Below are 24,503 nucleotides of genomic sequence, written 5' to 3'. Positions count from 1 at the left end.
CCTCCGCCATCGGGATACCTCATCCCTCTGGCATAGCGCGGCCCACGGCAGCCGTCACGACCCCCCGCGTAACCCACACCCTTAAAGATCTCTAGCAGGTCACGAGCGCTCCACCACTGACATCTAGCCGACGACTCTCTACTGACACTCACACGCAGACCATCAGCGGCGGCCTTCCTTCAGGCCGCGGGCCGCTTGGACGAGAGCGCGCAGGCTGCCTCCTCCCCCGGCGAGAGCGACGCAGTGCCCCGCTTCCGCGAGGGGCACGACTTGGACCATGGCGCCGACCTTTGTACGGCGCAGCGCAACTCCGGATGGTCGCTGTGGCGCCGCCCTCCCCGGGCGAGAAGCCACCCCACGAGTGTCTTCCAGGACCCGGCCGGCGCCGGGGAGTCGACCGACAGGGCGGCGGATTTCGTACGGGACCGACTCGCCTCCCTGCTCCCCAGCCCTCCCCAGGTCACGGCCGGCGAAGTCGTGGCCCATTCGTAGCGGCCGGAAAGTCACACGGCAAGCCGGCATCGAGGCGGGCGGCCTCGACAACATCACGCTCACGGTGGTACGCATCAGTGAGTAGTGGCCCGCGGAAGCGGGTGTTGTTCATCCTCAACGCCGCACGTCAGTCCCTGTTCGGTGCCGTAGAAGCGGAAGCTGCTGTTGCAGAAGTGCTTCGTGACGGCGAACCCGAACGGCAGCAACCGCAAGCGTCGTTCGGCTTGCGAAGCCCGGGACACGGCGGTTGAGCTTGATCCAACTCTCCACTCGGTGCAAATTCGGCCCGCCGAATCAAGGGAGAGCTCCGTGCGCCAGCATTACCCCTTCTCATTCCGTCATTCCTGCTCCTCCCGTTCCTCCCGTCCTTCTCGTTCAGGCCTACGGGCCGCCATCGGCGCCGTCGCACTACTCGCGCTCGTTGCCCTCGTGGCCCCGGCCGGCCCCACAGCCGCCGCCGACCACCGCCAGCCGCCCTCGGCGGACCCCGCAGCGATCCGCAACTGGAACGCCATCGCCACCGAGACAATCAGCGCCAACCTCGGCCCGACCCGCCCCTCCGGGCAGGTGGCCATCTGGCACGGGTTCGTCTCCGCCGCTGTCTACAACGCCGTGGTCGGTATTCAGGGCAACTACGCCCCGTACAAGTGGCGGGAGAGCGGCCCCTCCACGGCGTCTCCCGAGGCGTCGGCCGTAACTGCGGCACACCACGTCCTGCTCGCCTATTTCCCTAACTCGCAGGCCCAGCTCGACACCGCGTACGCCGCCTCCCTCGCCAAGATCGACAGCGGCCCGGCGAAGGACCAGGGCGTGGCCTTCGGGGCACGTGCTGCCGCCCGCATCATCGACCTCCGCGAGGGCGACGGCCGGTTCGTGGACGTGCCCTTCACCAAGCCACTCGCGCCCGGCGTCTGGCGCCCCACCCCGCCCGCCCGGCTGCCCTTCATCGACACCTGGCTCGGCAGACTTCGGCCGCTCCTGCTCACCTCCCCTGCCCAGTTCCGGCCCGGCAAGCCGCCCACCCTGTCCTCAGCCCGCTATGCCCAGGACGCGAACGAAGTGAAGACCATGGGCGCGAGGACCGGCTCAGGCAGGACCGCGGCCCAGACCGAGACTGCCCTCTTCTACGGGGGCAATCTGATGGTGCAGATCCAGACGGCCCTCCGCGACCATGCCGCCCGGCATCATCTCGGCATCGCCGAGACAGCGCGGTTGTTCGCCGCGGCGAACACAGCGGCGACCGATGCCGTCATCACCGCGTGGGACTCCAAGCTCCGGTACGGCTTCTGGCGGCCGATCACGGCAATCCAGTTGGCCGACACGGACGGCAACCCCGCGACCGAAGCGGACCCGCTGTGGGAACCGCTGCTCGTCACGCCCCCGCACCCCGAGTACGTCAGTGGCCACACGGCGCTCACGGGCGCCGTGATGCGGGTCGTGACCGGGGTCCTCGGCACTTCGCGGGTCGACCTCGACGTGACCTCCGACGTCACCGGCACCACACGGCACTACGAGTACGCCGAGCAGCTCAACGAAGACATGATCAACGCCCGTGTGTACGGCGGAATCCACTTCCGCACCTCGGACGTCACCGGATGCCGGGCCGGCAACCGCATCGGCACCTGGGCGCTCGCCCACTACTTCCAGTCGCTGCGCACGGGGAACGCGCAAGCATCGCAAACCGCTCAGCCCGCTCAGCCGAAGTGTCCGCGCGGCGGCGCCGGAGACGCCTCGTAAGCCCCTGGCCGGGCGCGCGCTCGGGCCCGACCAAGGGGGACGCTCAAAACCTTGCGCCGCTGACCCACCGCTTCCCGACCTTATAAGCAGCCCCCGCAGCTGATGGTCTGCCACCAGACACGCCCCGCCTATCGACGGGGCGTTCGTCATTACGGCCCTTCCTGCCCTTGGTTCCGCACGCCCTGAATCGGAGATCCTCGACGACCTGGTCGGTCCCGCCTTCCGGAGGCTGCACTCGAGCTGGATGGACGGCGGACTCCGGCCGGAGTCCGTGGGCGACGTCGTGACCCGCGCCGGCGAACCCGCTGGGAATATCGGGTCCGCACCGCGCGGACCCGGAGGTGATCGCCCTGGTCCTGCACTGCACAGCAAAACGCCCGCGCCAGGGCACGGGCAGGGACTGCGAACCCTGCAGGATGCGGGGCGTTCGGCCACGTCGGGCCGCCACAAGGCGGCCTGCACTCACGCGGGTCGATGTCGGTATGGCCGTGGCTGATGCTCGCGGGCGGCCGCATCACGGCTCGTTCGGCGGACCGGGCCGGACCCGCGACGCGCAGTGGCGCCGCTGTGCGGGCTTCGCCAGCGTCGGAAGGGCTGTCTGCGCGCCACGTGGCGACCCGTTCAGCTCACGTATCCGCCCGGTCATCGCCGGTATGACTGGCAGTCAGGGCAGCGTGGTCGGTGGAGCCCGCCCGGGAGCCCTTCGCACGTCGACCGGGCGGGCGCAACCCATCCGGTCCCGACGGCCCTGGCCGGGCGGTCCCGAACTGCAGGTGTTGGCGTCACCCTTGGTCTTCGGCCTGGTGGCCAGTTGCATCCCATGCCGGCGACGCTCGCCTTGTGTCGTGGTGCGGCTCGTGGCGACTGTCAGGTTGGGAATCCTGCGGCGATCACTGCATTCCGACACGATCACTGAACTCGCACTTCAGAGGACTCTCTGCCTTCTGGACCTCTGCGGAAACACCAGCTCAGGCAGATACGTCACGACGACCAGCAATCCTGCAACGATCACTAGATCAGCAGCTCAACGCATCACTCATGCGGTGATCCATAGCGGATTTGTCACAGCGGCTCCATGGGGCACGGGGAAAGACTCGAGGTGGCCAAGACCGCACTCAAGGACGTGCTCGGCCGCCTCCGGCCGGAAGACAACTTCGGACTGGTCGCCTTCGACGACCAGGTCCAGGTCGTCGTCCCAGCAGGCCCGCTGACGGACAAGGACGCGGTCAAGTCCGCCATCTCGGCACTGCGCCCCGGCGGCTCCACCGACCTGTCCGCCGGCTACCTGCGAGGGCTGCAGGAGGCCGAACAGGTCGCTCGAGACGCCGGCGCCACCGTGCTACTGGTCAGCGACGGGCACGCCAACCGCGGCGTCACCGACCCCGAGATCCTCGGCGAGAAGGCCGACCAGGCGTTCCACCGGGGCATCACCACCTCCGCGCTCGGCATCGGCCAGGAATACGACGAGCACATGCTGGCCGCGCTGGCCCGTGACGGTCGCGGCAACGACGGGATGGCCGAGCACACCGACGCCGCCGCGCAGTTCATCGCAGCCCAGGTCGACGGCCTGCTGGCCCAGGCGGCCCAGGCCGTCTGCCTGCTGCTGCGGATGGAGCCGGCCTTACGCGGAGTCGACCTCGTCAACGAACTGCCCGTCACCGCCACCACCGACGGCCCCCTGGTCGAGCTGGGCAGCCTGTACTCCGGGGAGACCCGCACCCTGACCCTCGTCCTCGACCTGCCGGCCGGCCCCCCGCTGGGCCCCGTGCGGCTCGGCGCCCTGGAGCTGTCCTGGACGGAGCTGCCGGCGCTCAAGCAGCACACCGCCACCGTCCCCTTGGACGCCGAGGTGGTACCGCCGGCGTGGCCGCCACCCGCACCCCTGATCCCCGCGTGGACACCGAACTCGTCTTCCAGCACGCCCAGCAGGCCAAGCGGCACGCTGCCGCCGCCCCCAGGCGCAAGGACCCCTCCCAGGCCCTCGAGGAGCTGCGCCGGACGCGCGACGCGGTGAAAGCCGCCGCCGCCACCGCGCCCGCCGAGATGGCCGCCGACCTCGACGAAGAGCTGGCCGTCCTGACCTCCTTGATCAGAGAGATCAAGTCCGGTGACCACTCCCGCTCCGCGAAGACCGCGCTCAAGCGCGCCGGCGACGTCGGCCGCCAGCGCGGCCGCCAGTTCACCGAGGGCACCGGGCTCGACGATCGCAGCCGGACCGCCCGGCCCGCCACCGGCCTGCCGTCCGCCACCACCGACCCGCGGCACACCGGCCGACCGGCCCTGGCGGACTGCCCGAAGACCCTCCGCCGGGCCTGGATCGACCTCGCCGAGGCCATCCGCACCCTTCCCCTGACCCGCCAGGACCGCGAACCCATCACCGAAGCCGTCGCCGCCCTCCTCCACACCCACCCCGACTTCCACGCCGCCCGCTTCCGCCACCACGCCCTGTCCACCAACACCCACACCGACCACGCGCCGGACTCGCTCTTCTGACCGCACGGGCGACAGACCAGCGCAGAACCCGTAGCCCTCGCGATTTGCGATGCCCGTGCCTGTCTCCGCGCAATGTGTCGGACACCGCCTACCGCGAAAGCCACCAGGCCCAGCCCGCCGACCGGCGGCTTCCCAGGCGCGCGATAGACATCGCTACCCCCGACCAGGCCCGACAGGTCACAGCGCGGGGGCACTCATACAGCCAGGCCTCGCACCCGCCATGTCCGACACAACCGCCGGCATCCCCGGCCCAGCACGCCGCCCGGCCCCCTCTTGACACCCACGCTCGCAAGTTGTTCCGCGCACTGCGGTACTCGGCGCCGGAGATAACCGGCGGAGGTTTCCATGACCGACAGCCAAGCCCGACTCCTCGCGTGGCTGAATGCCGCTCCAAAGATCCTGTCGTGGACCCAGGACCATGTGTCCTGGCGCGACGCAAGCGGCACCGAGGTACTGACCGGCTACGTCGACGTCGGCATCCCGCAAGCCGGCGCGGCCGTGGGACTGTCCTGGACGTGGACGGTGGCGGCCGGCTCGGACGCCGACGAACTCCCGTGGTTCGTCATCGAACTGGGTCCGCCAGCTTGAGGCAGGATCTGGGCGCAGCTGGTCGTGGAAACCTGCGCCCCAGAGCAGGCTGTCAAGGAAGCCTGCGCCGCAGCACCCAGAACGCGGCCGCCACCGCGGCGGCAGCCAAGGCCAGGACGATGCCGGTCTCGACCAATTGGATCGGCCAATAGTGCGAAGTCGGGTGGAACTTCGCATAGAAGTCGACTGCCCCGTGATCCGACAGGCACGTACTGAGATCGCCCGGCACGGCCTGGTCGGTGCAGTCCAGACCGCTGACATGCTTCCCGGACTCCATGATCATCCCGAAGTCGAGCTGATAGACATGGTTGAGTGCGGCGTCCCACGGGCCACGCACCTCGCTCGCCGGCCAAAGAGAGGACCGGACTCCGTCGCCCAGGTTGTACGCCAACCCGATGCCGACCAAGGCCAGACCCATCGCAGGGAGGGTGCGCCGCGTGAGCAACGCCGCCAGCGCACCGAGCATCAGTCCGAGCAGAACGTACGCCGGGCCCACTGATCCGGCGGCGTTGAAGTATATGCTGCTCCACCGGTTGACTCCGCTGTCGGGACCGGACACCCATACCCACCGGAACATCAGGGTCAGCGCCGTCATACCACCGAGGAGCGCCACCGCCGGGACAGCCAGTTTCACGGCGAGCCAGCGGGCCGGGGACACGGACTGGGTCCACGCCAAGGTGGCGGTGCCACGTTGCAGCTCCCGGCCGATCAGCGCAGCGCCTACGCAGGCGGCGCCGAACGGCAGCCAGGCCAGGAGCTGGGCGAAATCGAGTTCATGGCCCTCGTAGCGCATCTCTGCGGACTCGAGTTCATTGCGCTCGCAGCGCATCTCTACGGCGTATTCCAGCGTCCCTGCGCCACCCACACCACAGTGCCCCCTGTGCGGAGCAGCCTCCTGCCCCAGCGCATAGAGCCAGATCAGCCCGCCGGCACCGGCGATGACCATCACCGCCCAGACCCACAGCGGCACCCGGTGCAGCCGCAGCACCGCCCAGGTCAGGCCGCGGCGCGGGGAGTGCGAGAGAGTGGTCATGCGACAGCCTCCTGGCTCGGTGCGGGCGAGGCGCTCCCCGTGAACAGGGCGGGAGCGCCGGGGTTGCGCAGATGGGCCAGGATCAGCTCCTCCATGGAGGGCTGCTCGACCAGCCACGAGGCCGCATCGACCGGACCCTGCGGGCGCACCAGCGCGGTGTGGCCGCGGCCGGTCGCGCCGGACTCCACGACGGTGTGCGGCGCGAAGTCGGGCGAGGTGCCGGTGAGGCGGGTGTGCGCGGTCAAGACGTCCTCGCTCTCCCCCGCGAGCCTGATCTGCCCGCTACCGAGCAGCAGCAGGTAGTCGCAGGCGCCCTCCAGTTCGGCAAGGACATGGGAGGACATGACCACGCTGGTGCCGTGCTCCACGGCCACGGCCAGCAGGGCGCCCATCAGCTGGTGGCGAGCAACCGGATCCAGGTCCGCCATCGGCTCGTCCAGCAGCAGCAGTTCGGCGCGTTTACCGAGGGCTAGCGCGAGGGCGACTCGTGTGCGCTGGCCCCCGGAGAGGGTGCGGATCCTGGCCCTCGGGTCCAGATCGGCGCCGTACGCGGCGCGTTCGGCGGCTTCTTGGTCCCAGCGCCCTGGGTTGAGTTCGGCGCCCAGCCGGAGTGTGGCCGCCACGGTGAGCTGCGGATACAGGGGGCGAGTCTGCGCCACGTAGCCGATCCGCGGCCGGGACTCGGCCGGGCCAGCCCCGAGCACCCGCAGTGTCCCCTGCGTCGGGCGGCGCATGCCTGCTGCCAGTGCCAGCAGCGTGGACTTGCCGGCTCCGTTCGGGCCGACCAGTGCGCATATCCGACCGGCGGGCAGCCGGAAGGAGCAGTCCCTGAGGACCGGATCGCGGCGGCCGTAGCGCATCACGAGCCCTCGCGCTTCAAGCGCAGCTGGTTCCTTGCTCATTGCTCTCCCTCGGTGAACTCCTGCTCCAGAGCGGAGCTGAACAGTGCGGCGACGTCCTCGCGAGCGAGCCCCCCCGTGCGGGCTCGCCTCATCCAGTCGGCCAGCTCATCGGCGAGCGGCGACTGAGCCGCTGCCGCCCCCAGCGACTTCTGCACGAACGTGCCCAGGCCGCGCCGTGCCTGCACCAGGCCCTCGCGCTCCAGCTCGCGATAGGCCTTGAGCACGGTGTTCGGGTTGATGGCAGTTGCCTCGACAACCTCTCGGGCGGTGGGTAGCCGGTCGCCCGGCTCGAGCAAGCCCAGCCGCAAGGCCTGCTTCGCCTGCTGGACGATCTGCAGGTAAGTGGCTACGCCGGTCCCCCGGTCGATCCGGTATTCGATCACAACAACCCCCCTTTCACTAATCAAGTAGTGAAAGAGTGATGGAACGTCGGGATCCACGTCAAGCCCCGGCAAGCATTTACCTTGGAGAGCCGCCTCAACGGGATCCGCATGGCTGAGGCCGGGACCGGCTGGCCGGGCACGGACCCGGCGGGGGTGGTGGTCGAGCGGGAGCGGTCCGTGCCCGGCAGGCCCGGGCGCGGGAGGCTCGCCGGCTGGAACCCACGCCCGTACCGAGCTGTCGCAGGCCACCCAAGCAGCGCCCGGCGGCGGGCCCAAGTTGGTCGTGCGGCAGGTGGTCCGGAAGTAAACGAACTTCTCTACCGCATGGAGGTCTCTGCGTCACCGGTACCACGATTGCGGTCGCCTCTCCTGTCCGGGCGTGGGAGTGATGGACCAGCGGTAGTTCAGGGTGCGGCGTCGAAAGGTTTGGGTCATGGGGGAGATAAGCGAGGGGCTGGAGCGGCTCCTGTACACGCAGCCGGTGCCGTCGACGACAGCGAGCCGGCTGACGGCGCTGCTGCGTTGGGAGCGTGGCTCGACCCGGCAGGTGGCCGCTGTCCTGGGTGTGTCCCAGCGGACCGTGCAGCGGTGGGTGACGCGCAAGGCCGGCGGCAGCAGGCGCCCCAGCGCCCGCCATGAGAAGGCGATCGCGGATCTCGTGCGAGCGCGGTGGCAGCCCAGGATCCGTGCGCGCCGGGGGGCCAAGGCGGAGGAACACGGTGTGGTCGTCCATGCCCGGGCCCGGTTCGGGTTTTGGGCCGGTGCCGGTACCTCCGATGATCCCCGCCTGCGGCTCATCACGGCACGTCTGTCCGGCACGGTGACACGGGAGATGTTCGCCGCCCTGGACGCGGGCGTCGGCGAGAAGCGGCACCATCTGGTCCTCTCCCGTGCACTGGGACATGCCTACTTCCGCGACGGCGGCCGGCGCGCGCACGGCCTGCAAGTGGTCCTCGAAGACATCGACTTCATGGACTTCGCCCTCCTGTGACCACAGGGACGAGCCGGTGCCGGTCAGCGGTCGGCCGGCGCCGGCCCGTACCCGTGTGCTTCCCGTGCCTCCCGCCAGTCCCACACCACCGATCCCCGCTTCCCGGTGCGCACGGCCGCGGGCGGCTGGGGCGGACGCAGTCGGGCCTTATCGGCCAGGCCCAGCACGGCGGGCCGGTCCCCCGGGCCGGCCAGCATGTGGATGGTCCCGGTCAGGTTGGCGTAGCGGGTGGCCGCGCGCAGAAAGGCTCCGGCCCAGGGCGGGACGGGGTGGGTGGCGCAGCCGTCGGTGAAGCGGGTGCGGTCGTGGAGGGCGAGGAGGCCGGGGGCGTCGTAGAAGTCGTCGCTGCGGGCGGTGGCCAGCTGCTGGAAGGAGGCGCCCGTGAACAGAGTGGAAGCCAGCGCCGCGGCCAACTGCGGGTGGGCGGTGGTGGCGTGGATACGCCGCGCGGCCTCCGCCGCCTGGGCGCAGGTGAGGGGCTCGGGTGCGGGCCGGTGTCTCCAGTCGATGGGAGCGGGTGTGCAGGGACCCAGGCACGGGCTCGGGCTGTCGTAGGAGACGAGCCGGTCCAGGGAGGGAAGGTTGATCCGGGCCGGCGCGGGGAGGGGCACTGCCGCGGTCCGCGGTGCGGCGCCGGCCTTAGGTGGGTGACCGTCGAAGTGGAGGGCGTGCGCTTCGGCGAGAGTGGCGGCGCGGGGGTGGGGCACGAAGGCGAGACTGCGGTGCAGGGCGGCCGTCAGGCGCGGGCGGTGGACGACCAGCGTCATGTGGATAGCGGTGTTGTCCCACAGCTGGAGGAATGCCCGCAGACGGCGGTCGGTCAGGCGGTGGGCGCGCAGGACCGTCAGGCGGTTGACGGGCAGGGCGTGGACCCAGGCGGTCGCGGCCTCCCAGACCGGCTGGCGGCCCGCGGGGAAACGGCCGGAGAGCTGTGGCGGCTTACCCAGCGCGGCCAGCAGGTCGTGGGCGAGAGCTGTGTCGCTGGTCGTGCCCGGTCCCGGATGGAGGGTGACCCGGCCTGCCGGGGGGTCGTGGGCGGCCAGCGCGCTGTGGGTGTGGACGGCGTCATCGGTGCCGTCGAAGACCACGGCCAGCCGGGACAACGATTCGAGGGTGGTCGTGCGAGGCGGCTGAAGGCCCAGCGCAGCAGGTCCTGATCCGGGCGGGTACGGCCGGTGCGTTCCAGGGCGGTGCGTGTGTGGGCGGTGAGTTGGGCCCAGGCGCGGAAGTTGCCGTGTGCGGTCTGCTCGTCGGCAAAGGCGATGTGGGCCGGGTCGGCGTCGGCCCACACGGGGTGGAACACCGGCACGACTTCCAGGACCTCGGCGGGGGTCAGGGCGGGCAGCGGGCGCAGTGGAGCGGCCTGGCCCAGGGCCCGGTGTGGCCGATGTCCATTGTAGAAGGTCTCGAACTCATCGAGCACGTGCAGGAGATGGTGCTGGTTCCAGATCAGGGTGCGGTCGAGGAGCTCGCGGCAGCAGGTCTGGATCCAGCGCTCCATAATGGAGTTCATTCGCGGTATTCGGATCCCGGTCTTGACCACTTCCAGACCCGCCTCAGCGAACAGGGCGTCGAAGCCGGCGGTGAACTTCGCGTCCCGGTCCCGAATGACGAATCTGGCGCGGCTGCCGGCGTCCTCGAGGTCCATGAACAGGTTCCGTCCGAGCTGGACGAGCCAGTCCGCCGGGGCGTGGGCGGTGGCGCCCACGATCCGGATGCGGCGCGTGGTGTGCTCGATGACGGCGAAGACGTACAGGCGCGCCCCGGCCAGGGTGCGGACCTCGAACAGGTCGCAGGCCAGCAGCGCCTCGGCCTGGCCGCGCAGGAACTCGGCCCAGGTCGTGCTCTGCCGCTCGAGCGCGGGCGGAATGCCATGCTCCTTGAGGATCTCCCAGACGGTGGATGCGGCGACCTTGATCCCGAGGGCCGCGAGTTCGCCGTGGATCCTCCTATACCCCCACGGCGGGTTTTCCCTGGCCAGGCGCAGCACCAGGGCACGGATCGACCGTACGGTGGGTGGTCGTCCTTGGCGATGTGGTCGGCTCACCGCGGCGTGGCGGCGTGGCGGCGCTTGAGTAGGTTGCGGTGCCACCGCAAAATCGTGTCCGGCCGCACCAGCAACAGCAGGCGTCGCAGTCTGTCCGCCGGCAGGCGGTGAAGGAGGCCGGCGAGTACGGCGCGGTCGGTGGCGGTGAAGGTGAGCCTGCCGACCTCGCGCTGCAGGACCAGCAGTTGATGGCAGAGCACGCCGATCTCGATCTCCTTCTCGCGTCCGCTCACCCCCAGCAGGCGCAGGATCACCGGGATGTTGGTCGCAGCGAGGTAGACCAGACGCAGCAGCACGACAGGTCATGATGCCGTCCCGGCGCCGAGCAGGCGACCACTTCGCGATGATCCCCCCGAGCCCCGCAGATCAGCGATCAAAGCTGTGACCTCGACGGATGACTATTCGGCACCCGCAGTACCACCGTCAAAGGGAGACGTTCGGCTTGCGGTCGACGGGGGTGACGGGGGCGATGTGCTCCTTGGAAGTACGTCGCGGTCCGGACCAGGGGGCGGAGACGGCATCCAGGAGATAAGCGAAGCGATATGCGAGGTCTTCGTAGTTGACACGCCAGCCCCTGAAGTGCGGCCATGCTTGCTCCGGGGTGCGTTCGACGGCGTAGCCGTACGCAGTGACATGGGCGACGGCCTCGGCGAACTCCTCATAGGTGAGCTGGATGGGCGCGTCGGGGGAAGGATCCGGTTCGAACGGAAGACGCCAGACCTGGGCGATGTTGCGCAAGCAGACGAAGCCGGCCCGCAACGCCAGTCGAGCATCGCCCTGCGGGCGGCTGGGGTTGAGGGCGAGTTGCAGGGCTGCGGCGTCCATGACGGCCAGCAGCGAGATCAGCCAGTTGTCGTTGGCTCTCGGCGAGCGGAAGCGGCTCAGCACCACATAACTGGTGTGGCTCTCACTGACCTCGGCCGACCAGCGCTCCCAGTTGCGGAACAGTTCCGTGATGTCATCGGTCAGCCCGATCTGTGCATAGCGGGCCAGGATCTCCGGTCCCCAGGGCGGGCTGCCGGCCCGTGCCTGCAGCGTTGTCACTTCGGCCTCGCGACGGGAGTAGGCGCTGTACAGAGCTGGCAGATAGCCGATCTGGAGGCCGATGATGATGGGCCCGGTCGCAGCGGCGCAGAGGTCGAGCATCGTCAGCTCCACGTGACGGCTGCTGGCGAAGCCGAGCGTGAAAAGAGCCACGCCCGTCTCCCGCAGCGCGTCCATCACACCGAATCCGCTGATGGCCGCCTGGAGCATCGAATAGCCCACCCAGGCGGCGGCGAGCCATCCGACCAAGTGGAACAGGATGGACACGGCCGCGACCGGCGCCAATACCCGCTCCTTGGTCTCGGAGCTGCGACAGCGGTCCGCCATGAACTGGAACGGCACCTGCACCATCTTGTGCAGCACCCGGGTGAAGATGGACCGGGTTGGCCGGGGAATCAGCAACGTGCGCAGCACCGATGAGAACGCCCCCAGGACGATCAGCGCACCGATGACGCCGATCAGGACGCGCAAAACAGCCTCCCGCGACGAGTGGGGTCATGGCGACTTGCAACCCTACCGTGATGATTCTTTGCGGGGATGTACGGAGCGTCCGCGCTACGCAATGCGGGTGATCGGGCAGATGGTGGCGAGGGACCGGGTCTTCCGCAGCCTGAATGTCAGGTCCGGGTGGCCCGTCGGGGGCGGCAGTTCGTCGACCGCTACGCCAAGACTCTGGAGCCGGCGGGTGTGGCCGTCCAGGGGCTCGTCGAGCCGCACGCGGTGGCCGGCCCCCCCGGATGGGGGCCCTCGGGAGCGGCGGCGCGGTGCGATCGAGGGTGCGCTGAAGTCCCTTACCCTTCCGATCGGCCGGGAAGCCCTCGCCGAGTCGGGTGCATGGCCCGTCCACGGCTCGCTCATGACAGATGTGGAAAGGTTGCCGTCGACCTGGACTATGTAGGGGCCCGCTGAAGGGAAAGCGACTCGTCGCCCACGTCTGCCGTCTCCACCCCGACGAGGTCCACGCGCTCACTCTCGCCGGACAAGCCCCCAGATATACGCCGCTGCGCGTCGACTACCCCGGACGGCACCAGAGCGCAGTCATGATGGCCAACGACGGCTGGGTCCCTTACCGCGTTCAACCGCTACTGGCGTCCCACCCAGCTCATCCCCGCCCCGGCACGGCGACTGCATCCCGCCCGCTGCCGCCACCGCCCCGGCACCGGCCCGACTACCGTGTGGCCAGGCGCTCGACCAGGCCCGCGGGACCGCAGCACGACCTGCACCAGCCATGACACACACACACCAGCGGCTCGCCGACGCCGCAGCAGCAGCCGATCACGAGGTTCCTCGCGGTGGGCGGCGCCGTAGGAGGGGAGCTTGTCGGTGACCATCACCCGCGGCACCGTGCCGGTCGTCTTCATTCGGCGGCGGAGGAAGCGTCTGACGGCGGCCTTGTCCCGCCGGTTCTGCACGAGGGTGTCGAGCACGTTGCCGTCCTGGTCGACGGCCCGCCACAGGTACTTCCGCTCCCCGTTGACCTTGATGAACACCTCGTCCAGATGCCACTTGTCGCCGGGCCGGGGCCGGCGGCGACGCAGTCCGTTCGCATAGGCCTGGCCGAACTTGGCGCACCAGCGGCGGATGGTCTCGTAGGAGACGATCACACCGCGCTGGAACATGAGCTCCTCGACCTCGCGGAAGCTGAGCGGGAAGCGGAAATACAGCCACACGCAGTGGGAGATCACCTCGACCGGGTACCGGTGACCCTTGTACGACGGCGACGCACTCTCCACGAACAATCCCCCTCCACCGTGATCAACCAGAAGAAGATCCCATCCGGCCAGCCGACGTGACAGCGCCCGCCGGAGGCCTGCTGCGGCACCACCGGTACTTTCACCCCAAAAAATGGAAGTTTGACAGTTTCGCCCAATCTCGTTGGCGATATTATGGAGCCGTGGGACTGGATCACACCTCGTTGACCACTCTCGCCGCCCTCGGCGACGATCAGCGCCGCCGCATGTTCGACTTCATTCGGCAAGAGCGGCGTCCGGTCACGCGCGAAGAGGTGGCCGCAAGCCTCGGGATCTCCCGCAAGCTGGCGGCGTTCCACTTGGACAAGCTGGTGACAGTCGGCCTGCTCCGATCGCACTACGAGTCCCCTGTCGGGATGATCCACAAGGTCGGCCGCAGGCCCAAGGTCTACGAGCCGGTGGTCGAAGCCATCGCGGTGAGCATCCCCGAGCGCCACTACGAAATGCTCGCCGACGTCCTGACCGAGGCCGTCCTGACCGAGGCCGGGGCCGAATCGGCCCGCGATACCGCACTCCGCGTGGCATATCGGCGCGGGAAAACCCTGGGCAGCACCGAGCGGGAACTCGTACGTCCCGGCCTGCTCGGCGCCGAGCAGGAGCTCAGCCTGGCCGCCAACACGCTCAAGGAGTTCGGGTACGAGCCGGAGCGCACCGCGCCTACCCTGCTGCGGCTGCGCAACTGCCCCTTCCACCCCCTGGCGGCCAAGGCCCCGGAACTGGTCTGCGCCGTCAATCAGGCATTCCTGGCCGGCTACCTGCACGGCCTGGGAAGCGACAAGACCACAGCGGTGCTCGCCCCGCGGCCCGGCGCGTGCTGCGTCGAACTCCGCGCGGACGGCGAGGCACAAGGCTCCTCTGGCCCCGGAACCGCTTGCGGCCGGTGAGCCGACGAAGAGGCCGCAGCCTGGAAGCATCCTTCCGCGATGTGGCGTGAACGCTCGCCGTCGATCGGTGGCTTGGCGCGGTCCGGGCTGAGGAAGCGCCGTATTCACATGCTCACCGGAGCACGTCATGATTACGAAGAGTTATACGCATCGGGCTTCGGCTCGCGCAGAACCGGCAGCGCCGATCACCGCCACGCCGGGGTCATCCGCATCGGACTGGGGGCTGCTGCTGATCAGGCTGACCTTCGGGCTGTTGATGGCCGGCCACGGGGCTCAGAAGCTGTTCGGGCTTTTCGAGGGTATGGGCCTGACGGCAACTGGTAAGGGGTTCGAAGCCCTTGGTTACCACCCGGGAAAGATTTTCGCCCTGGTGGGCGGTCTGTCCGAATTCCTCGGTGGTCTGGGCCTGGCTGCAGGGCTGTTCACCCCTCTCGCGGCCGCTGCCCTGATTGGCGTGATGATCAATGCCATGGCCACCGTGACCGGTGCCCATGGTCTGTGGGAGACCAGCGGCGGCGTGGAGTACAGCGTCTGTATCGCCGTTGTCGCCTTGGCCGTCGCCATGATCGGTCCCGGCCGGCTGGCCGTTGACCGGTTCTTCCGTTGGGGTGCGGGCGGCTGGGCCGAGGGTGCCTTTGCCCTGGGCCTCGGCGGAATCAGTGCCGCCATCGTGCTGAGTCTCTGAACCTTCGGGAGACAGCCCTCACCTGCAGCCGGCGCGAGCGGGCTTTCCGCTCCGGTTCCCCGGCTGGTCTGCTCCGTTCACATGAACGGCTGGAGCCACCATGAACTCAACCTCTGCCAGCGAAGTCTCTCTCAGAGGGCTGGGAGCGAGCTGCGCCCTCGCCAACGTGGTGCTGCACGGCCTCCTCATTCCTGACCACCTCGAGGAGAAGCTCTACGTCGGCGTCCTGTTCACCGTGGGCAGTGCCGTCATGCTCGTCGTGGCATTGGCACTGGTGACCTTGAAGCGCCCCATGGTCGCCTGGCTGACCGGGGCCCTTGTCAGCCTCGGCATGATCATCGGCTTTCTGCTGTCGCGCACTGTCGGCCTGCCGGATGGCTACTACGAACCCGGCTGGGAGCCGCCGTACGGTCCCCTGTCCTTGATTGTCGAAGGGGTGTTCGTCCTCGCCTTTCTTGCCTGGCTGGGAGGAAGTCGACGACCGGCGCCACCCCGGCACCGCCAGACAAGGCGGATATCGAGCCGAATGCGCCCGAGCGAAGCGGATGGAGGAAGTGACAGGTGAAGCCGTTCCGCCTCGCGGCGCTCACGCCCGGCCGAAGTCGATGACGACGGCGTCATCCGCGCGTCGGGTTCGGCAGTGAGGACGTAGCCGGCGTCGATGTCGGTCTGTTCGAGGTCGCACTCGTCCAGGCGGACCGGTCGGCCGGTGGATTTGGCGCGGCACGTGTCGCAGATGTCTTCCAGGCATGAGTACGGCAGGAGTCCTGCCCGCAGTCCGGCGCCGAGGAGGGATTCGCCGGGGCGGAGGGGAAGTTCGGCTTCTCGGGCACCGTCACCACCTCGCCGGGCGCCAGGAGGACGGGATCGAGACCGCCGACGGGTTCCTCGGGCCTGGCTGTGAGCCAGCCGCCGACCTACGGACTCGGGGGTCAACACCCGCGAGATCGGGAAGGTCCGCCAAAACGACGGGCGGAAGAAGCTGGTCCGTGAGCGGGAGGAATACCTCCGCCTCATGAAGCTCGGCGTCAGCAGTGCAGAAGCGTGCCGCCTTGTCGGCATCGACCGACGAACCGGTTGGCGCTGGCGCAACGGCACGAACTCCACGAAGAAGAAGCCCGGTCAGCCCGCACACAGAGTGCGGGCTGACCGGGCTCTTTCGTCGTCTCGGTACCTCACCCGAGACGAACGCGTCTACATCGCCGACAGGCTCACCGAGATGGCCCACCACCCGCACATCAGCACCGCGGCCGGCATACCCGTGTACTTCTGCGACCCAGGAGCCCCTGGCAACGCGGCTCGAACGAGGACACGAACGGCCTGCTCCGCCAGTACTTCCCCAAGGGCACCGATCTGTCCGTTCACAGCGGCAAGTACCTTGCCGCTGTGGCCGCAGAGCTCAACCACCATCGAAGTGTGCGTGGTGCAAGAGGGACCGGGTGATCAGGCTCGGCGCGTGGCGGGACGCTCTACGACGATCATGGCGGCGTCGTCGTTCAGGTGTCCGCCGACGTGGTGCATCAGATCGCGCCGGAAGCGGACAAGGAAGGCGTCAGGGTCGCTCTCGGTCCAGCCGGTGATGCGCTCGGTGAGCGGGTAGAAAGTGCCGGTGGAGTCGCGGGCCTCGGTGACGCCGTCCGTGTACAGCAGCAGAAGGTCTCCCGGCTCGAACTGGAAGCTGTCGACGTGGTACCGCGGATGCACCAGTTCACCCAGGCCCAGCGGAGGTGCGGGATGAGGGGCGTCCATCGTCGTCGGTCGGCCGTCACGCAGGACGACCGGCGGCGGGTGCCCGCAGGCGACCATCTCGACTCGGCCGTCCCGGTCGAGGATGTCCAGGATGGTGGCGGTGACGAACGTCTCTCCGTAGCAGCTCGTCTCACCTGGCTCGATCAGGTCCCAGCACACGCTTCGGTCGAGGTAGGCCACCAGATCACCCAGGCTCGCCTGGCGGTGGGCCGCGACGCGGAACGCTCCGAGCAGCAAAGCGGCGTCATTGACCGCGGTCATCCCCTTGCCTCGCACATCGCCGACCATCAGCCGGGTGCCCGAGGTGGTGCGCGCCGCCGCGTACAGATCCCCGCCGATTCGGGCCTCGGCCTCCGCCGCAAGGTACAGGGAGGCGACGTGCAGCGGTCCGAGTTGCTTGGGTAGCGGCGGCAGAACCACACGCTGGGCGGTCTCGGACACGTACCGTACTTGCGCCAGCTCTTTTGCTCGACGCTCCCGCAGTACACAGAAGACCACGAGGCTCGCGCCGACCAGTATCAGGCCGATGATCTGTGCTTCGTGGTTGGCCGACAGCATCCCGTCAGAATCGCGCAGCAACCCGATGATCGTCTGCGCGACCACCGTCAGCGCAGCAACCAGACCCACCGTCCAGGGCCCGCCGAACAACGGCGTGATCGCCGGGGCCGCAACGAGCAGCGGCCCCAGATGAATGTCGGGCGGTGCAAGAACGTCGATCACGGAGACCGCAACTATCCACGCGATCGGGATGGCGACCAATGCCCGGCCCGATCGCACCAGCCGGCGAAGTTCAGCGAGACGCTGCGACATGGCTCCTCCCTTAACAGGCTCGCACGCAGAGACGGGTAGTGCGGCCGCACGCCGGCGGCGTTGCCGACGCACTCCGGCACCCTCGCGTACCTGGTGCTGCGCCGGACCGCCGGTCGCGTACGCACCTGCGGTCTCATCCCCCACCGACCTTGACGGCCAGGAACTCCTGCGCCGGCCCCTTGGGGTCGACCGTCAGAGGTTGTAGCCGCCGGATACCTCGATGTTCTGGGCAGTGACCCAGCGGCTCTCGTCGGAGACCAGTGTGGCGATCATCGCGCCGATGTCGTCGGGTTCGCCGACCCGGCCGAGGGCGGTCCTCGCGGCGAGGGCCGGGACGACCTCGGGGAACCGGGTGAAGGCGTCGTCGGCGATCCGAGTGCGGGTCGATCCGGGTGAGACGGCGTTGACGCGTATGCCGCGTGTGCTGAATTCCTTGGCCATGTACCGGGTCAGCACGTTCAGGCCGCCCTTCATGGATGCGTAGGCCGAGTAGCCGGGCTCCAGGCCGGCCGTCGCCGCCGAGTTGCTGCTCGTGTTGACGATGGCCCCGCCGTCCGCCATCAGGGGCACCAGTTTCTGCGTCAGGAAGTACGGGCCCTTGAGCAGGACCTGCATGAGCCTGTCGAATGTCTCCTCGGTCGTATCCTCGATCAACGATGTGTGTGCAAAACCGGCGTTGTTGATCAGATGGTCGAAGGTGTCGCGCTTCCAGTTGTCGCGCAGCACGTCGGCCACCGTGTCGCGGAAGGCCGCGAAGGTGCCGGTCTCGCCTACGTCGAGCGGCAGTGCGACGGCCGTACCGCCCTCCCTCTCGATGGCGGCTGCCGTTTCCAGCCCTCCTTGTGGGTTGTTGGCATAGGTCAGGATGACTCCGGTGCCGCGCTTGGCGATCTCGATGGCGGTGCTTCGTCCGATGCCGGAGCTGGCGCCCGTGACGATGGCGACGTTCATGGTGTTTTCCTCCTGGGGTGCGGTGGTGTGTGTTGTGTGTGAGCCGTCGGCGTTATGCGGCGGGGTTCGGGGGCAGGGCCCGGGTGAGCCAGTCGGTGCGGGTCCGGCGGGCCGTGGCTGAGATGTGGGCCTGCGGGTACAGTGCGTCGAACCCGTGGAAGCCGCCCGCCCAGACGTGGAGTTCGGCCTGGCCGCCGGCTGCCCAGATGCGCGTTGCGTAGTCGGTGTCCTCGTCGCGGAAGACTTCGGCGGAGCCGGTGTCGATGTAGGTGGTCGGCAGGCCCGAGAGGTCGTCGGCCAGCGCGGGTGAGGCGTACTCGGTGACCTCGTCGTCGGCGAGGTCGCCGAGGACACAGCGCCATCCGAACTCGTTCATCTCGCGGGTCCAGACGCCGGGCCCGTTGGAGTGCTGGCGGCTGGAGGTACTGGCGTTGCGGTGGTCGAGCATGGGGCAGATCAGCATCTGCGCGGCGATCTCCGGGGTGCCGAGGTCGCGGGCCAGCAGGGTGACGCCGGCGGCGAGGCCGCCGCCCGCGCTGGCGCCCGCGACGACGATCCGGGCGGGGTCGATGCCCAGTTCGGCGGTGTGTTCGGCAACCCAGAGCAGTCCTTGGTAGCAGTCGTCGACCAAGGTGGTGCCGGTGGCCTCGGGTGCGAGCCGGTAGTCCACGGAGACCACGACCGCGCCGAACTCGTCGAGCCACTCCAGCGGTATGTCGATCTGCGAGAAGCGGTCGCCCATGACCATCCCGCCGCCGTGTATCCAGTAGACGCAGGGTGCGGTGGTGGTGCGATCGGTGTTCGCGGGGCTGAGGACCGACAGCAGGATGGGGGCACCGTCCTTGGCGGGCACGGTGACTTCGCGCCGGTCGACGTGCCGGTGTGCGAGGAGGGGCTCGACGGGCGTCGACGGGAGCCGGCGCAGTTGCGTGAGCACCTCTGGACTGAGCTGGGACACGAGGGGCATGTCGGCGAGCAGTTCACGCAGTTCACGGTCCAGGTCGGGTCGTGCCGTGGTCATGATCGTTGCCTTTCGTGGGGTGGTGCCGGACAGCCGGGCGAGGCGAGGGCCGCCCTGGCGGGCGCCAGAGGCGGCTGAGGCGCGGGGCGTAAGGCGATCGGCGGGTCAGAAGGCGGCCTTGCCGCGAACGGGGGCGTAGTCGGTGTACTGGGACTCCTTGGCCAGCAGTCCGTCTATCTGCGCCAGGATTGCCTGGGCGGCCTCGCCGGCGAAGATCCGGTGGTGGTCCTCCTCGCTGGTCCAGCCCTCGGTGACGTGGACGACGTCGGAGTCGGACGTGGAACGGGAGACCAGGTAGACGACGCAGAATTCGCTCGCGCCGGGGCTGCCCTCGTTCAGACCGGTCAGCAGCAGGTCGACCAGCCGGTCGCCCATTCCGGGCTTGGCGGTCAGGGTCGCGTTGAAGCCGTAGTTGACGATCATGGATGCCTTCTTCTCGGTGATGGAGTGAGGTGATTCCATTCAACCGACGTGACCTGCGAAAACGTTAGAACGATGCTCGCTTGTACTTGCACGATCCTCTCGGATACGGGAGCCGCGGCACGAAATGGTGCTGCAATGGACGCATGCACCTCGAAGAACTCCGGACCCTCCTGGCGCGGCATGCCCGGCCCGACTGGACCACGGCCATCGACGGCGTCCTCATCTCGAAGGTCGACCGGCCCGACCCGCCGGCGCCCTCGATGTCCGGGACCGTGCTGGCGGTCATCGCCCAGGGCACCAAACGCCTCGCCCTGGGCGACCGGGTGTACGAGTACGGCCCCGGGCAGTATCTGGTCGCATCCGTCGATCTGCCCGTCACCGGACAGTTCACCCAGGCCGACCCCGAACAGCCGGCGCTGGGGTTCGGTCTCATGCTGGAGCCGTCCGCCGTCTCCGAGTTGCTGCTGCAGGCCGGGCCCGGAGACACTCCCCGCACCAGCGGGGGCGCGCCGTCGGGGATCGCTGTCAGCGACGCTCCGGCTGCACTGCTCGACGCAGTGGTCCGGCTACTGCGCGTGCTCGACGAGCCCCGCGACCGGGCCGTACTGGCCCCGCTGGTCAAACGCGAGATCCTGTGGCGCCTGATCACTGGTGAGCAGGGCGCGACGGTTCGCCAGCTCGGCCTCGCCGACAGCAGCCTCAGCTACGTCTCCCGGGCCGTGCGCTGGATCCGCGAGCACTACGCGCAGCCCTTCCGGGTCGAGGACGTGGCGCGTCTCTCCGGCATGAGCGTCTCCGCCTTCTACCGCAACTTCCAGGCGGTGACCGCGATGAGTCCCATCCAGTTCCAGAAGCAGATCCGGCTGCAGGAGGCCCGGCTGCTGCTGGCCACCCACCCGGGCGACGTCACCGGGGTCGGCCACCGCGTCGGCTATGACAACCCGTCACAGTTCAGCCGGGAGTACCGCCGTCAGTTCGGTGCGTCCCCCAGCCAGGACGCCGTCCGTCTGCGTCAGGCCGTGCGCACGCCGGCAGGTGTCCTCCCCTGAGCCGGCTGGACCGTGGAGGAGGGTTGTGCAAGGAGCGGCGAGGGTCGTTCTGCGGTTTCCGCAGGTGCTTTTCGCCCGTGAGTTCCTGCGCGGTCCGCTCCGAACGGCTCCCCGGCACAGGGAGCCTGGAAGGAAAGCCGAGGGCAACCGGCGACCAGCGCGCAGCACCTCTCCGGCCGGCCGGGTGCCGACATCCCTGAGCCGAAGGGCCCCAGCAGGGCGGTGCACATTGCTGCGGCGATGGCAGCGATCTTGTTCGTCGGCATCCTCGTGGCTGCTTACGTCCACAAGTGCACCCGGTGCGCGCCGCGGACGCCGGACCGCGGGTCTGCTGACCGCGCCACGCCACCGCCGTTTCCGCCTACCCCGAGAGCAGCCGGACACGGCAGTGCGGGTGGGCGACCGCTTCCACTCGCACGCGGCCGGCTGCTCACCTCGTCGATCGCTTCGGTCAGTCCGACTGCATACACACCTGCGGCTCGATGCCGGTCTTCGTGACCCAGCCCGTGGTACCGGACTTCAGGCCGAACGCGGAGCGGTGTTGCAGGCTCGCCCGATACCAGGTCCCCTTTTCCCCGTCGGTGCTGACCGAGTCCGCCGGGTGGAGAGTCCCGAGCGTCGTGTGCTTCATGCTTGGGCCTTCCCCGCACCCGCAGGGATGGCCCTCGGCCGTACGTGATGGGGCCGGGGAGAACGTTCTGCTCGGCGCACCCGCGGGGATGGCCCCCGCCCGGCTACGCCGTCGCAGCCCCGCCGGACCCTGTTCGCCGACAGCAGTCTCGGCCGGGCGGGACCCTCTCAGGACGTCGCGCGGACGAAGCGGAGGGATGCGGTGACGGTGGTGGCGCCGCGTATCATGCCCAGCTGGTTCCAGCCCATGCTGAACTGCTCACGGTCCACGGTGAACTCCGCCGTGAGCGTGACTGCTTCGGCGCTCGCCTCGGTGAGGTGCGCGGTCAAGGACTGTGGGCGGCTGATGCCCCGCGCGGTCAGCTGACCGGCGACCTGGACCGTCCTGTCGTCCCCGGGAGTCGCGCTGTGCACGGCAAAGGTGAGCTCGGGGTGCCGTTCCGCGTCGAAGAAGTCGGCGGACCGCAGGTGCGTGTCGCGCTTGGCGTTCTTGGTGTCCAGGGAGGTGGCGTCCAGAGTGACCGAACCGCTGGCAGAACCGTCGGGGCCCACCTCGCCGCCGCCCGCAAGACCGGTGAAGGTGCCCTTCACCGTGACCATGCCCCACATCGTCCTGTGCCGGACGCCGACGGTGGAACGGGCGGGGTCGAGCTGCCAGGTGCCGGTTTCGACTGCCATGGACATGCGGTCCTCCTGATGGGATGCCTGAGGTGAGTGGACCGGAGGTGGGGCGCGCGGCGCCTCCTCCAGTCGTCCAAATTTGGATGACTGGAGGCCGATACTCCAAATTTGAACAACAGGTACACTGGGGCACCATGGCCTCCCTCCCCGCCGACCCGCCCGGACATGACGCGACCGGCGAGTCCGCCTTGCTGCCACCCGAACTGCGGGCCTGGATGGGACTGCTGGCCGCAGCCGGCGCGATCGAGCAGCAACTGCGTTCCCGCGTGAAGGAGACGCTCGGGATCTCCCACGACGAGTTCCTCGTGCTGTGCCTCCTGGCCGACGGGCCCGCCAGCGGCCTGCGCATGACGCAGATCGCCGAACGCCTCGGCCGCCCCAAGACCCGGCTCACCTATCAGGTCGCCTGCCTCCAGCACGCCGGACTGATCACCCGCAGCACCGCCTGCGGCGACCGGCGGGGCATCCAGGTGACACTCACCGACAAGGCACAGCAGCTCCTCCGAGACGCCTCCGGCGCGCTGGCCGAAGCCGTCACCCGAGCCATCAAGGGCCTGGAGGGCCCGCACGACTGCGCGATGATGCACAGCCTGCTGCCGAAGCCGGCGGATGCCGAGGACAGCACGTAGGTCCCCTGGCCTCGCCCCTCCCAATCGGAACGCTCCGGAGCCTGACCCTGCGCCTGGCGAAAACCTCATCCACGCAGGCCCCCGGGCTGCCGCCCACCGCCAGGAGCGAACGGGAGGGCCGGAGCGCAGGCCAGTGCGCGGCGGGAAGCCGCGAGACGCGACGCGGGGCGAACCGTCGCCCGTTTCATCCGGGCCCGGGCGGCGGCAGGTGGGCGGCGCCCGGGGTCAGTTCCGGCTGCGGCGCCGCTCGGCGGAGGACGGAGTCAGTGTGCGGAGCCGGTCACGGACCGCTCCGAGCGCGTCGGCCAGTGCGTCCGCCTGCTGGTCGTCCAGTGCGTCGAACATGCCCTGCTCGACGACCGCGACGTGGCCGGGCAGGACCTTCTCCAACAGTGCGCGTCCCTGGTCGGTGATGACGGCGGTGACTGAGCGCTCGTCCTCGGGAGAAGGCTCGCGGCGCAGCAGTCCGGCGCTCTCCAGCTTGGTGGCCTGGTAGCTCAGACCGCTGCGGCTGTGGATCACCGTGTCGGCCAGGTCGGGCATCCGCGTCCGACCCTGTGGTGCCTCCGCGAGACGCCCGAGCAGGAAGAACTGCAGATAGCTCAGGGTGCGGCCGCTCGCGCACTGGGTCCCGCCGCTGGCGGCGCTGCACCACCGTGGCAGGCGCAGCCGACACCAGACGACACAGTCGCCCCCACCGCGCAGCATCAGCGTGACGGTTGGCCCGGGCCGTTCGCGGGGGGCGCTCCGCCGACCTGATCGGCTGCAGCGTCATGGGCTTTCTCGTTACTCCACAGCGCGGCCGATGAGTTTGTGGCTCCCGGCCGGTCCAAGCTCGTGACACCCCAGGAAAGGACACCGCCATGTCGGAGCTTCTCGTCGACTTCATCACCTCCCTCGACGGCCACGCATCGGGAGAGGGATGGCCCGGGTTCTGGGGCCTCGAGGGCCCGGAGTACCTCGCATGGCTCGGCAAGCAGCCCGAGGCCACCTACCTCATGGGAGCGAACACCTACCGCCTTATGTCGGGCTTCGCCGCAGGCGAGGTCCCGAATGGCCAAGACGAGTTCAGGCCCGAAGAAGAGGCGTCCGTCGACGAGCTCACGCAAGCGTCCAAGGTGGTGTTCTCCTCCTCACTCGAGAAGCCACTGACGTGGGCCCACTCCACGCTCGTCCGCGACGACGCCGTCGACGCGGTCCGCGCCATGAAGTCGAGCGGCTCGGGGCTCCTCAGCACGATCGGCAGCCTCAGCCTGTGCCGGTCCCTGCTACGTGCCGGACTCGTCGACCGCTTCCGGGTTGTGATGTTTCCGGTGATCACTGGGGCCACGGGCGAAGAACGCATCTACGACGGCTATCCGGACGTTGCCCTCGAGATGATCGAGCACCGCACCTTCGACGGCCGCATCCAGCTGGTCGAGTACAAGCCCCGCGTGCTCGAGCACCCGCCGCTCGGCGTCCCTGCGTGACGTCGCCCCGTCCGCCGGTCTGGACGGCCGCCAGGCCGGCGCCGGCGGGCGCGGAGCAAGA

Annotated in this window: 24 protein-coding genes and 3 pseudogenes; 12 read left to right on the top strand and 15 right to left on the bottom strand. The window is 69.2% G+C overall.

Going from position 1 to position 24,503, the window contains the following annotated elements:
* Positions 1-921: 921 nt before the first annotated feature.
* The 4 genes from ACFYP5_RS36340 (at position 922) to ACFYP5_RS36325 (ending at position 5,310) form a co-directional block, all read left to right on the top strand.
* Positions 922-2,229, top strand: a complete 1,308-nt coding sequence (locus tag ACFYP5_RS36340) for a vanadium-dependent haloperoxidase (protein WP_389043838.1) — start codon at positions 922-924, stop codon at positions 2,227-2,229.
* 1,075 nt (positions 2,230-3,304) lie between these two features.
* A complete protein-coding gene (locus ACFYP5_RS36335) occupies positions 3,305-4,243 on the top strand; it encodes a VWA domain-containing protein (protein ID WP_389043814.1) in 939 nt (312 codons plus the stop codon).
* A complete protein-coding gene (locus tag ACFYP5_RS36330; RefSeq protein ID WP_389043811.1) occupies positions 4,240-4,722 on the top strand; it encodes a hypothetical protein in 483 nt (160 codons plus the stop codon). Before ACFYP5_RS36335 ends, ACFYP5_RS36330 begins: the two co-directional genes overlap by 4 nt.
* Before the next feature lie 345 nt (positions 4,723-5,067).
* On the top strand, positions 5,068-5,310 hold the full coding sequence (locus ACFYP5_RS36325) for a hypothetical protein (RefSeq protein ID WP_389043809.1): 243 nt from the start codon (positions 5,068-5,070) through the stop codon (positions 5,308-5,310).
* A gap of 52 nt (positions 5,311-5,362) precedes the next feature.
* Here the strand turns inward: ACFYP5_RS36325 and ACFYP5_RS36320 are convergent, their stop codons facing one another.
* From ACFYP5_RS36320 to ACFYP5_RS36310, 3 genes are read right to left on the bottom strand one after another with little or no spacing between them, the layout of a single operon-like run.
* Positions 5,363-6,343, bottom strand: a complete 981-nt coding sequence (locus tag ACFYP5_RS36320; protein WP_389043807.1) for an ABC transporter permease — start codon at positions 6,341-6,343, stop codon at positions 5,363-5,365.
* A complete protein-coding gene (locus ACFYP5_RS36315) occupies positions 6,340-7,245 on the bottom strand; it encodes an ABC transporter ATP-binding protein (protein ID WP_389043804.1) in 906 nt (301 codons plus the stop codon). Before ACFYP5_RS36315 ends, ACFYP5_RS36320 begins: the two co-directional genes overlap by 4 nt.
* A complete protein-coding gene (locus ACFYP5_RS36310; RefSeq protein WP_389043801.1) occupies positions 7,242-7,628 on the bottom strand; it encodes a GntR family transcriptional regulator in 387 nt (128 codons plus the stop codon). The genes ACFYP5_RS36315 and ACFYP5_RS36310 overlap by 4 nt, the downstream gene beginning before the upstream one ends.
* Before the next feature lie 433 nt (positions 7,629-8,061).
* On the opposite strand from ACFYP5_RS36310, the gene tpg reads away from it, so the two are divergent.
* Positions 8,062-8,619 carry a telomere-protecting terminal protein Tpg gene (gene tpg, locus ACFYP5_RS36305; RefSeq protein ID WP_389043800.1) on the top strand — a complete coding sequence of 186 codons (558 nt, stop codon included), beginning with the start codon at positions 8,062-8,064 and terminating at the stop codon, positions 8,617-8,619.
* A 23-nt stretch (positions 8,620-8,642) separates the two neighbouring features.
* Here the strand turns inward: tpg and ACFYP5_RS36300 are convergent, their stop codons facing one another.
* The 4 genes and pseudogenes from ACFYP5_RS36300 to ACFYP5_RS36285 all read right to left on the bottom strand — a co-directional run bounded on the left by ACFYP5_RS36300 (position 8,643) and on the right by ACFYP5_RS36285 (position 13,443).
* A complete protein-coding gene (locus ACFYP5_RS36300) occupies positions 8,643-9,386 on the bottom strand; it encodes a hypothetical protein (protein WP_389043797.1) in 744 nt (247 codons plus the stop codon).
* Positions 9,387-9,958: 572 nt separating this feature from the next.
* A pseudogene (locus ACFYP5_RS36295) lies at positions 9,959-10,962 on the bottom strand (integrase core domain-containing protein); the annotation flags it as partial.
* Positions 10,963-11,089: 127 nt separating this feature from the next.
* Complete coding sequence (locus tag ACFYP5_RS36290; RefSeq protein ID WP_389043796.1) at positions 11,090-12,181, bottom strand: hypothetical protein; 1,092 nt, start codon at positions 12,179-12,181, stop codon at positions 11,090-11,092.
* Positions 12,182-12,792: 611 nt separating this feature from the next.
* Complete coding sequence (locus tag ACFYP5_RS36285; RefSeq protein ID WP_389043794.1) at positions 12,793-13,443, bottom strand: IS6 family transposase; 651 nt, start codon at positions 13,441-13,443, stop codon at positions 12,793-12,795.
* 161 nt (positions 13,444-13,604) lie between these two features.
* Between ACFYP5_RS36285 and ACFYP5_RS36280 the strand changes: the two genes are divergently transcribed.
* The 3 genes from ACFYP5_RS36280 to ACFYP5_RS36270 all read left to right on the top strand — a co-directional run bounded on the left by ACFYP5_RS36280 (position 13,605) and on the right by ACFYP5_RS36270 (position 15,595).
* Complete coding sequence (locus tag ACFYP5_RS36280) at positions 13,605-14,345, top strand: helix-turn-helix transcriptional regulator (RefSeq protein WP_389043791.1); 741 nt, start codon at positions 13,605-13,607, stop codon at positions 14,343-14,345.
* 127 nt (positions 14,346-14,472) lie between these two features.
* Entirely contained in the window at positions 14,473-15,030 is a 558-nt protein-coding gene (locus ACFYP5_RS36275; protein ID WP_389043788.1) for a DoxX family protein, read from the top strand.
* 100 nt (positions 15,031-15,130) lie between these two features.
* Entirely contained in the window at positions 15,131-15,595 is a 465-nt protein-coding gene (locus tag ACFYP5_RS36270; protein WP_389043836.1) for a hypothetical protein, read from the top strand.
* Positions 15,596-15,681: 86 nt separating this feature from the next.
* Here the strand turns inward: ACFYP5_RS36270 and ACFYP5_RS36265 are convergent.
* A pseudogene (locus ACFYP5_RS36265) lies at positions 15,682-16,047 on the bottom strand (2Fe-2S iron-sulfur cluster binding domain-containing protein); the annotation flags it as partial.
* Positions 16,048-16,234: 187 nt separating this feature from the next.
* Between ACFYP5_RS36265 and ACFYP5_RS36260 the strand changes: the two are divergent.
* Positions 16,235-16,434: pseudogene (locus ACFYP5_RS36260) on the top strand (IS30 family transposase); the annotation flags it as partial.
* A 39-nt stretch (positions 16,435-16,473) separates the two neighbouring features.
* Here ACFYP5_RS36260 and ACFYP5_RS36255 read toward each other — a convergent pair.
* The 4 genes from ACFYP5_RS36255 to ACFYP5_RS36240 form a co-directional block, all read right to left on the bottom strand.
* Positions 16,474-17,589 (bottom strand): PP2C family protein-serine/threonine phosphatase, encoded by a 1,116-nt coding sequence (locus ACFYP5_RS36255; RefSeq protein WP_389043786.1) that lies wholly within the window; start codon positions 17,587-17,589, stop codon positions 16,474-16,476.
* A gap of 192 nt (positions 17,590-17,781) precedes the next feature.
* Positions 17,782-18,540 (bottom strand): SDR family NAD(P)-dependent oxidoreductase, encoded by a 759-nt coding sequence (locus ACFYP5_RS36250; RefSeq protein ID WP_389043784.1) that lies wholly within the window; start codon positions 18,538-18,540, stop codon positions 17,782-17,784.
* 52 nt (positions 18,541-18,592) lie between these two features.
* Positions 18,593-19,561 carry an alpha/beta hydrolase gene (locus ACFYP5_RS36245; protein WP_389043782.1) on the bottom strand — a complete coding sequence of 323 codons (969 nt, stop codon included), beginning with the start codon at positions 19,559-19,561 and terminating at the stop codon, positions 18,593-18,595.
* Between the two features lie 105 nt (positions 19,562-19,666).
* On the bottom strand, positions 19,667-19,984 hold the full coding sequence (locus ACFYP5_RS36240) for a putative quinol monooxygenase (RefSeq protein WP_389043831.1): 318 nt from the start codon (positions 19,982-19,984) through the stop codon (positions 19,667-19,669).
* A gap of 143 nt (positions 19,985-20,127) precedes the next feature.
* On the opposite strand from ACFYP5_RS36240, the gene ACFYP5_RS36235 reads away from it, so the two are divergent.
* Entirely contained in the window at positions 20,128-21,033 is a 906-nt protein-coding gene (locus ACFYP5_RS36235; RefSeq protein WP_389043781.1) for an AraC family transcriptional regulator N-terminal domain-containing protein, read from the top strand.
* Between the two features lie 451 nt (positions 21,034-21,484).
* Here the strand turns inward: ACFYP5_RS36235 and ACFYP5_RS36230 are convergent, their stop codons facing one another.
* Together ACFYP5_RS36230 and ACFYP5_RS36225 are read right to left on the bottom strand one after the other, a co-directional pair.
* A complete protein-coding gene (locus tag ACFYP5_RS36230; protein ID WP_389043779.1) occupies positions 21,485-21,664 on the bottom strand; it encodes a hypothetical protein in 180 nt (59 codons plus the stop codon).
* Between the two features lie 167 nt (positions 21,665-21,831).
* Positions 21,832-22,347: a YceI family protein gene (locus ACFYP5_RS36225; protein WP_389043777.1), complete on the bottom strand. Its 516-nt coding sequence runs from the start codon at positions 22,345-22,347 to the stop codon at positions 21,832-21,834.
* 131 nt (positions 22,348-22,478) lie between these two features.
* On the opposite strand from ACFYP5_RS36225, the gene ACFYP5_RS36220 reads away from it, so the two are divergent.
* Positions 22,479-22,973, top strand: a complete 495-nt coding sequence (locus ACFYP5_RS36220) for a MarR family winged helix-turn-helix transcriptional regulator (protein ID WP_389043774.1) — start codon at positions 22,479-22,481, stop codon at positions 22,971-22,973.
* A 225-nt stretch (positions 22,974-23,198) separates the two neighbouring features.
* On the opposite strand, the gene ACFYP5_RS36215 is transcribed toward ACFYP5_RS36220, so the two are convergent.
* Entirely contained in the window at positions 23,199-23,681 is a 483-nt protein-coding gene (locus ACFYP5_RS36215; protein WP_389043772.1) for a MarR family winged helix-turn-helix transcriptional regulator, read from the bottom strand.
* 155 nt (positions 23,682-23,836) lie between these two features.
* On the opposite strand from ACFYP5_RS36215, the gene ACFYP5_RS36210 reads away from it, so the two are divergent.
* Positions 23,837-24,442, top strand: a complete 606-nt coding sequence (locus ACFYP5_RS36210; RefSeq protein WP_389043771.1) for a dihydrofolate reductase family protein — start codon at positions 23,837-23,839, stop codon at positions 24,440-24,442.
* Positions 24,443-24,503: the final 61 nt, after the last annotated feature.

The organism is Streptomyces sp. NPDC005262 (assembly GCF_042872425.1).
In the GTDB taxonomy this organism is placed as follows: domain Bacteria; phylum Actinomycetota; class Actinomycetes; order Streptomycetales; family Streptomycetaceae; genus Streptomyces.
This window is presented reverse-complemented; position numbering and strand designations above follow the sequence as displayed.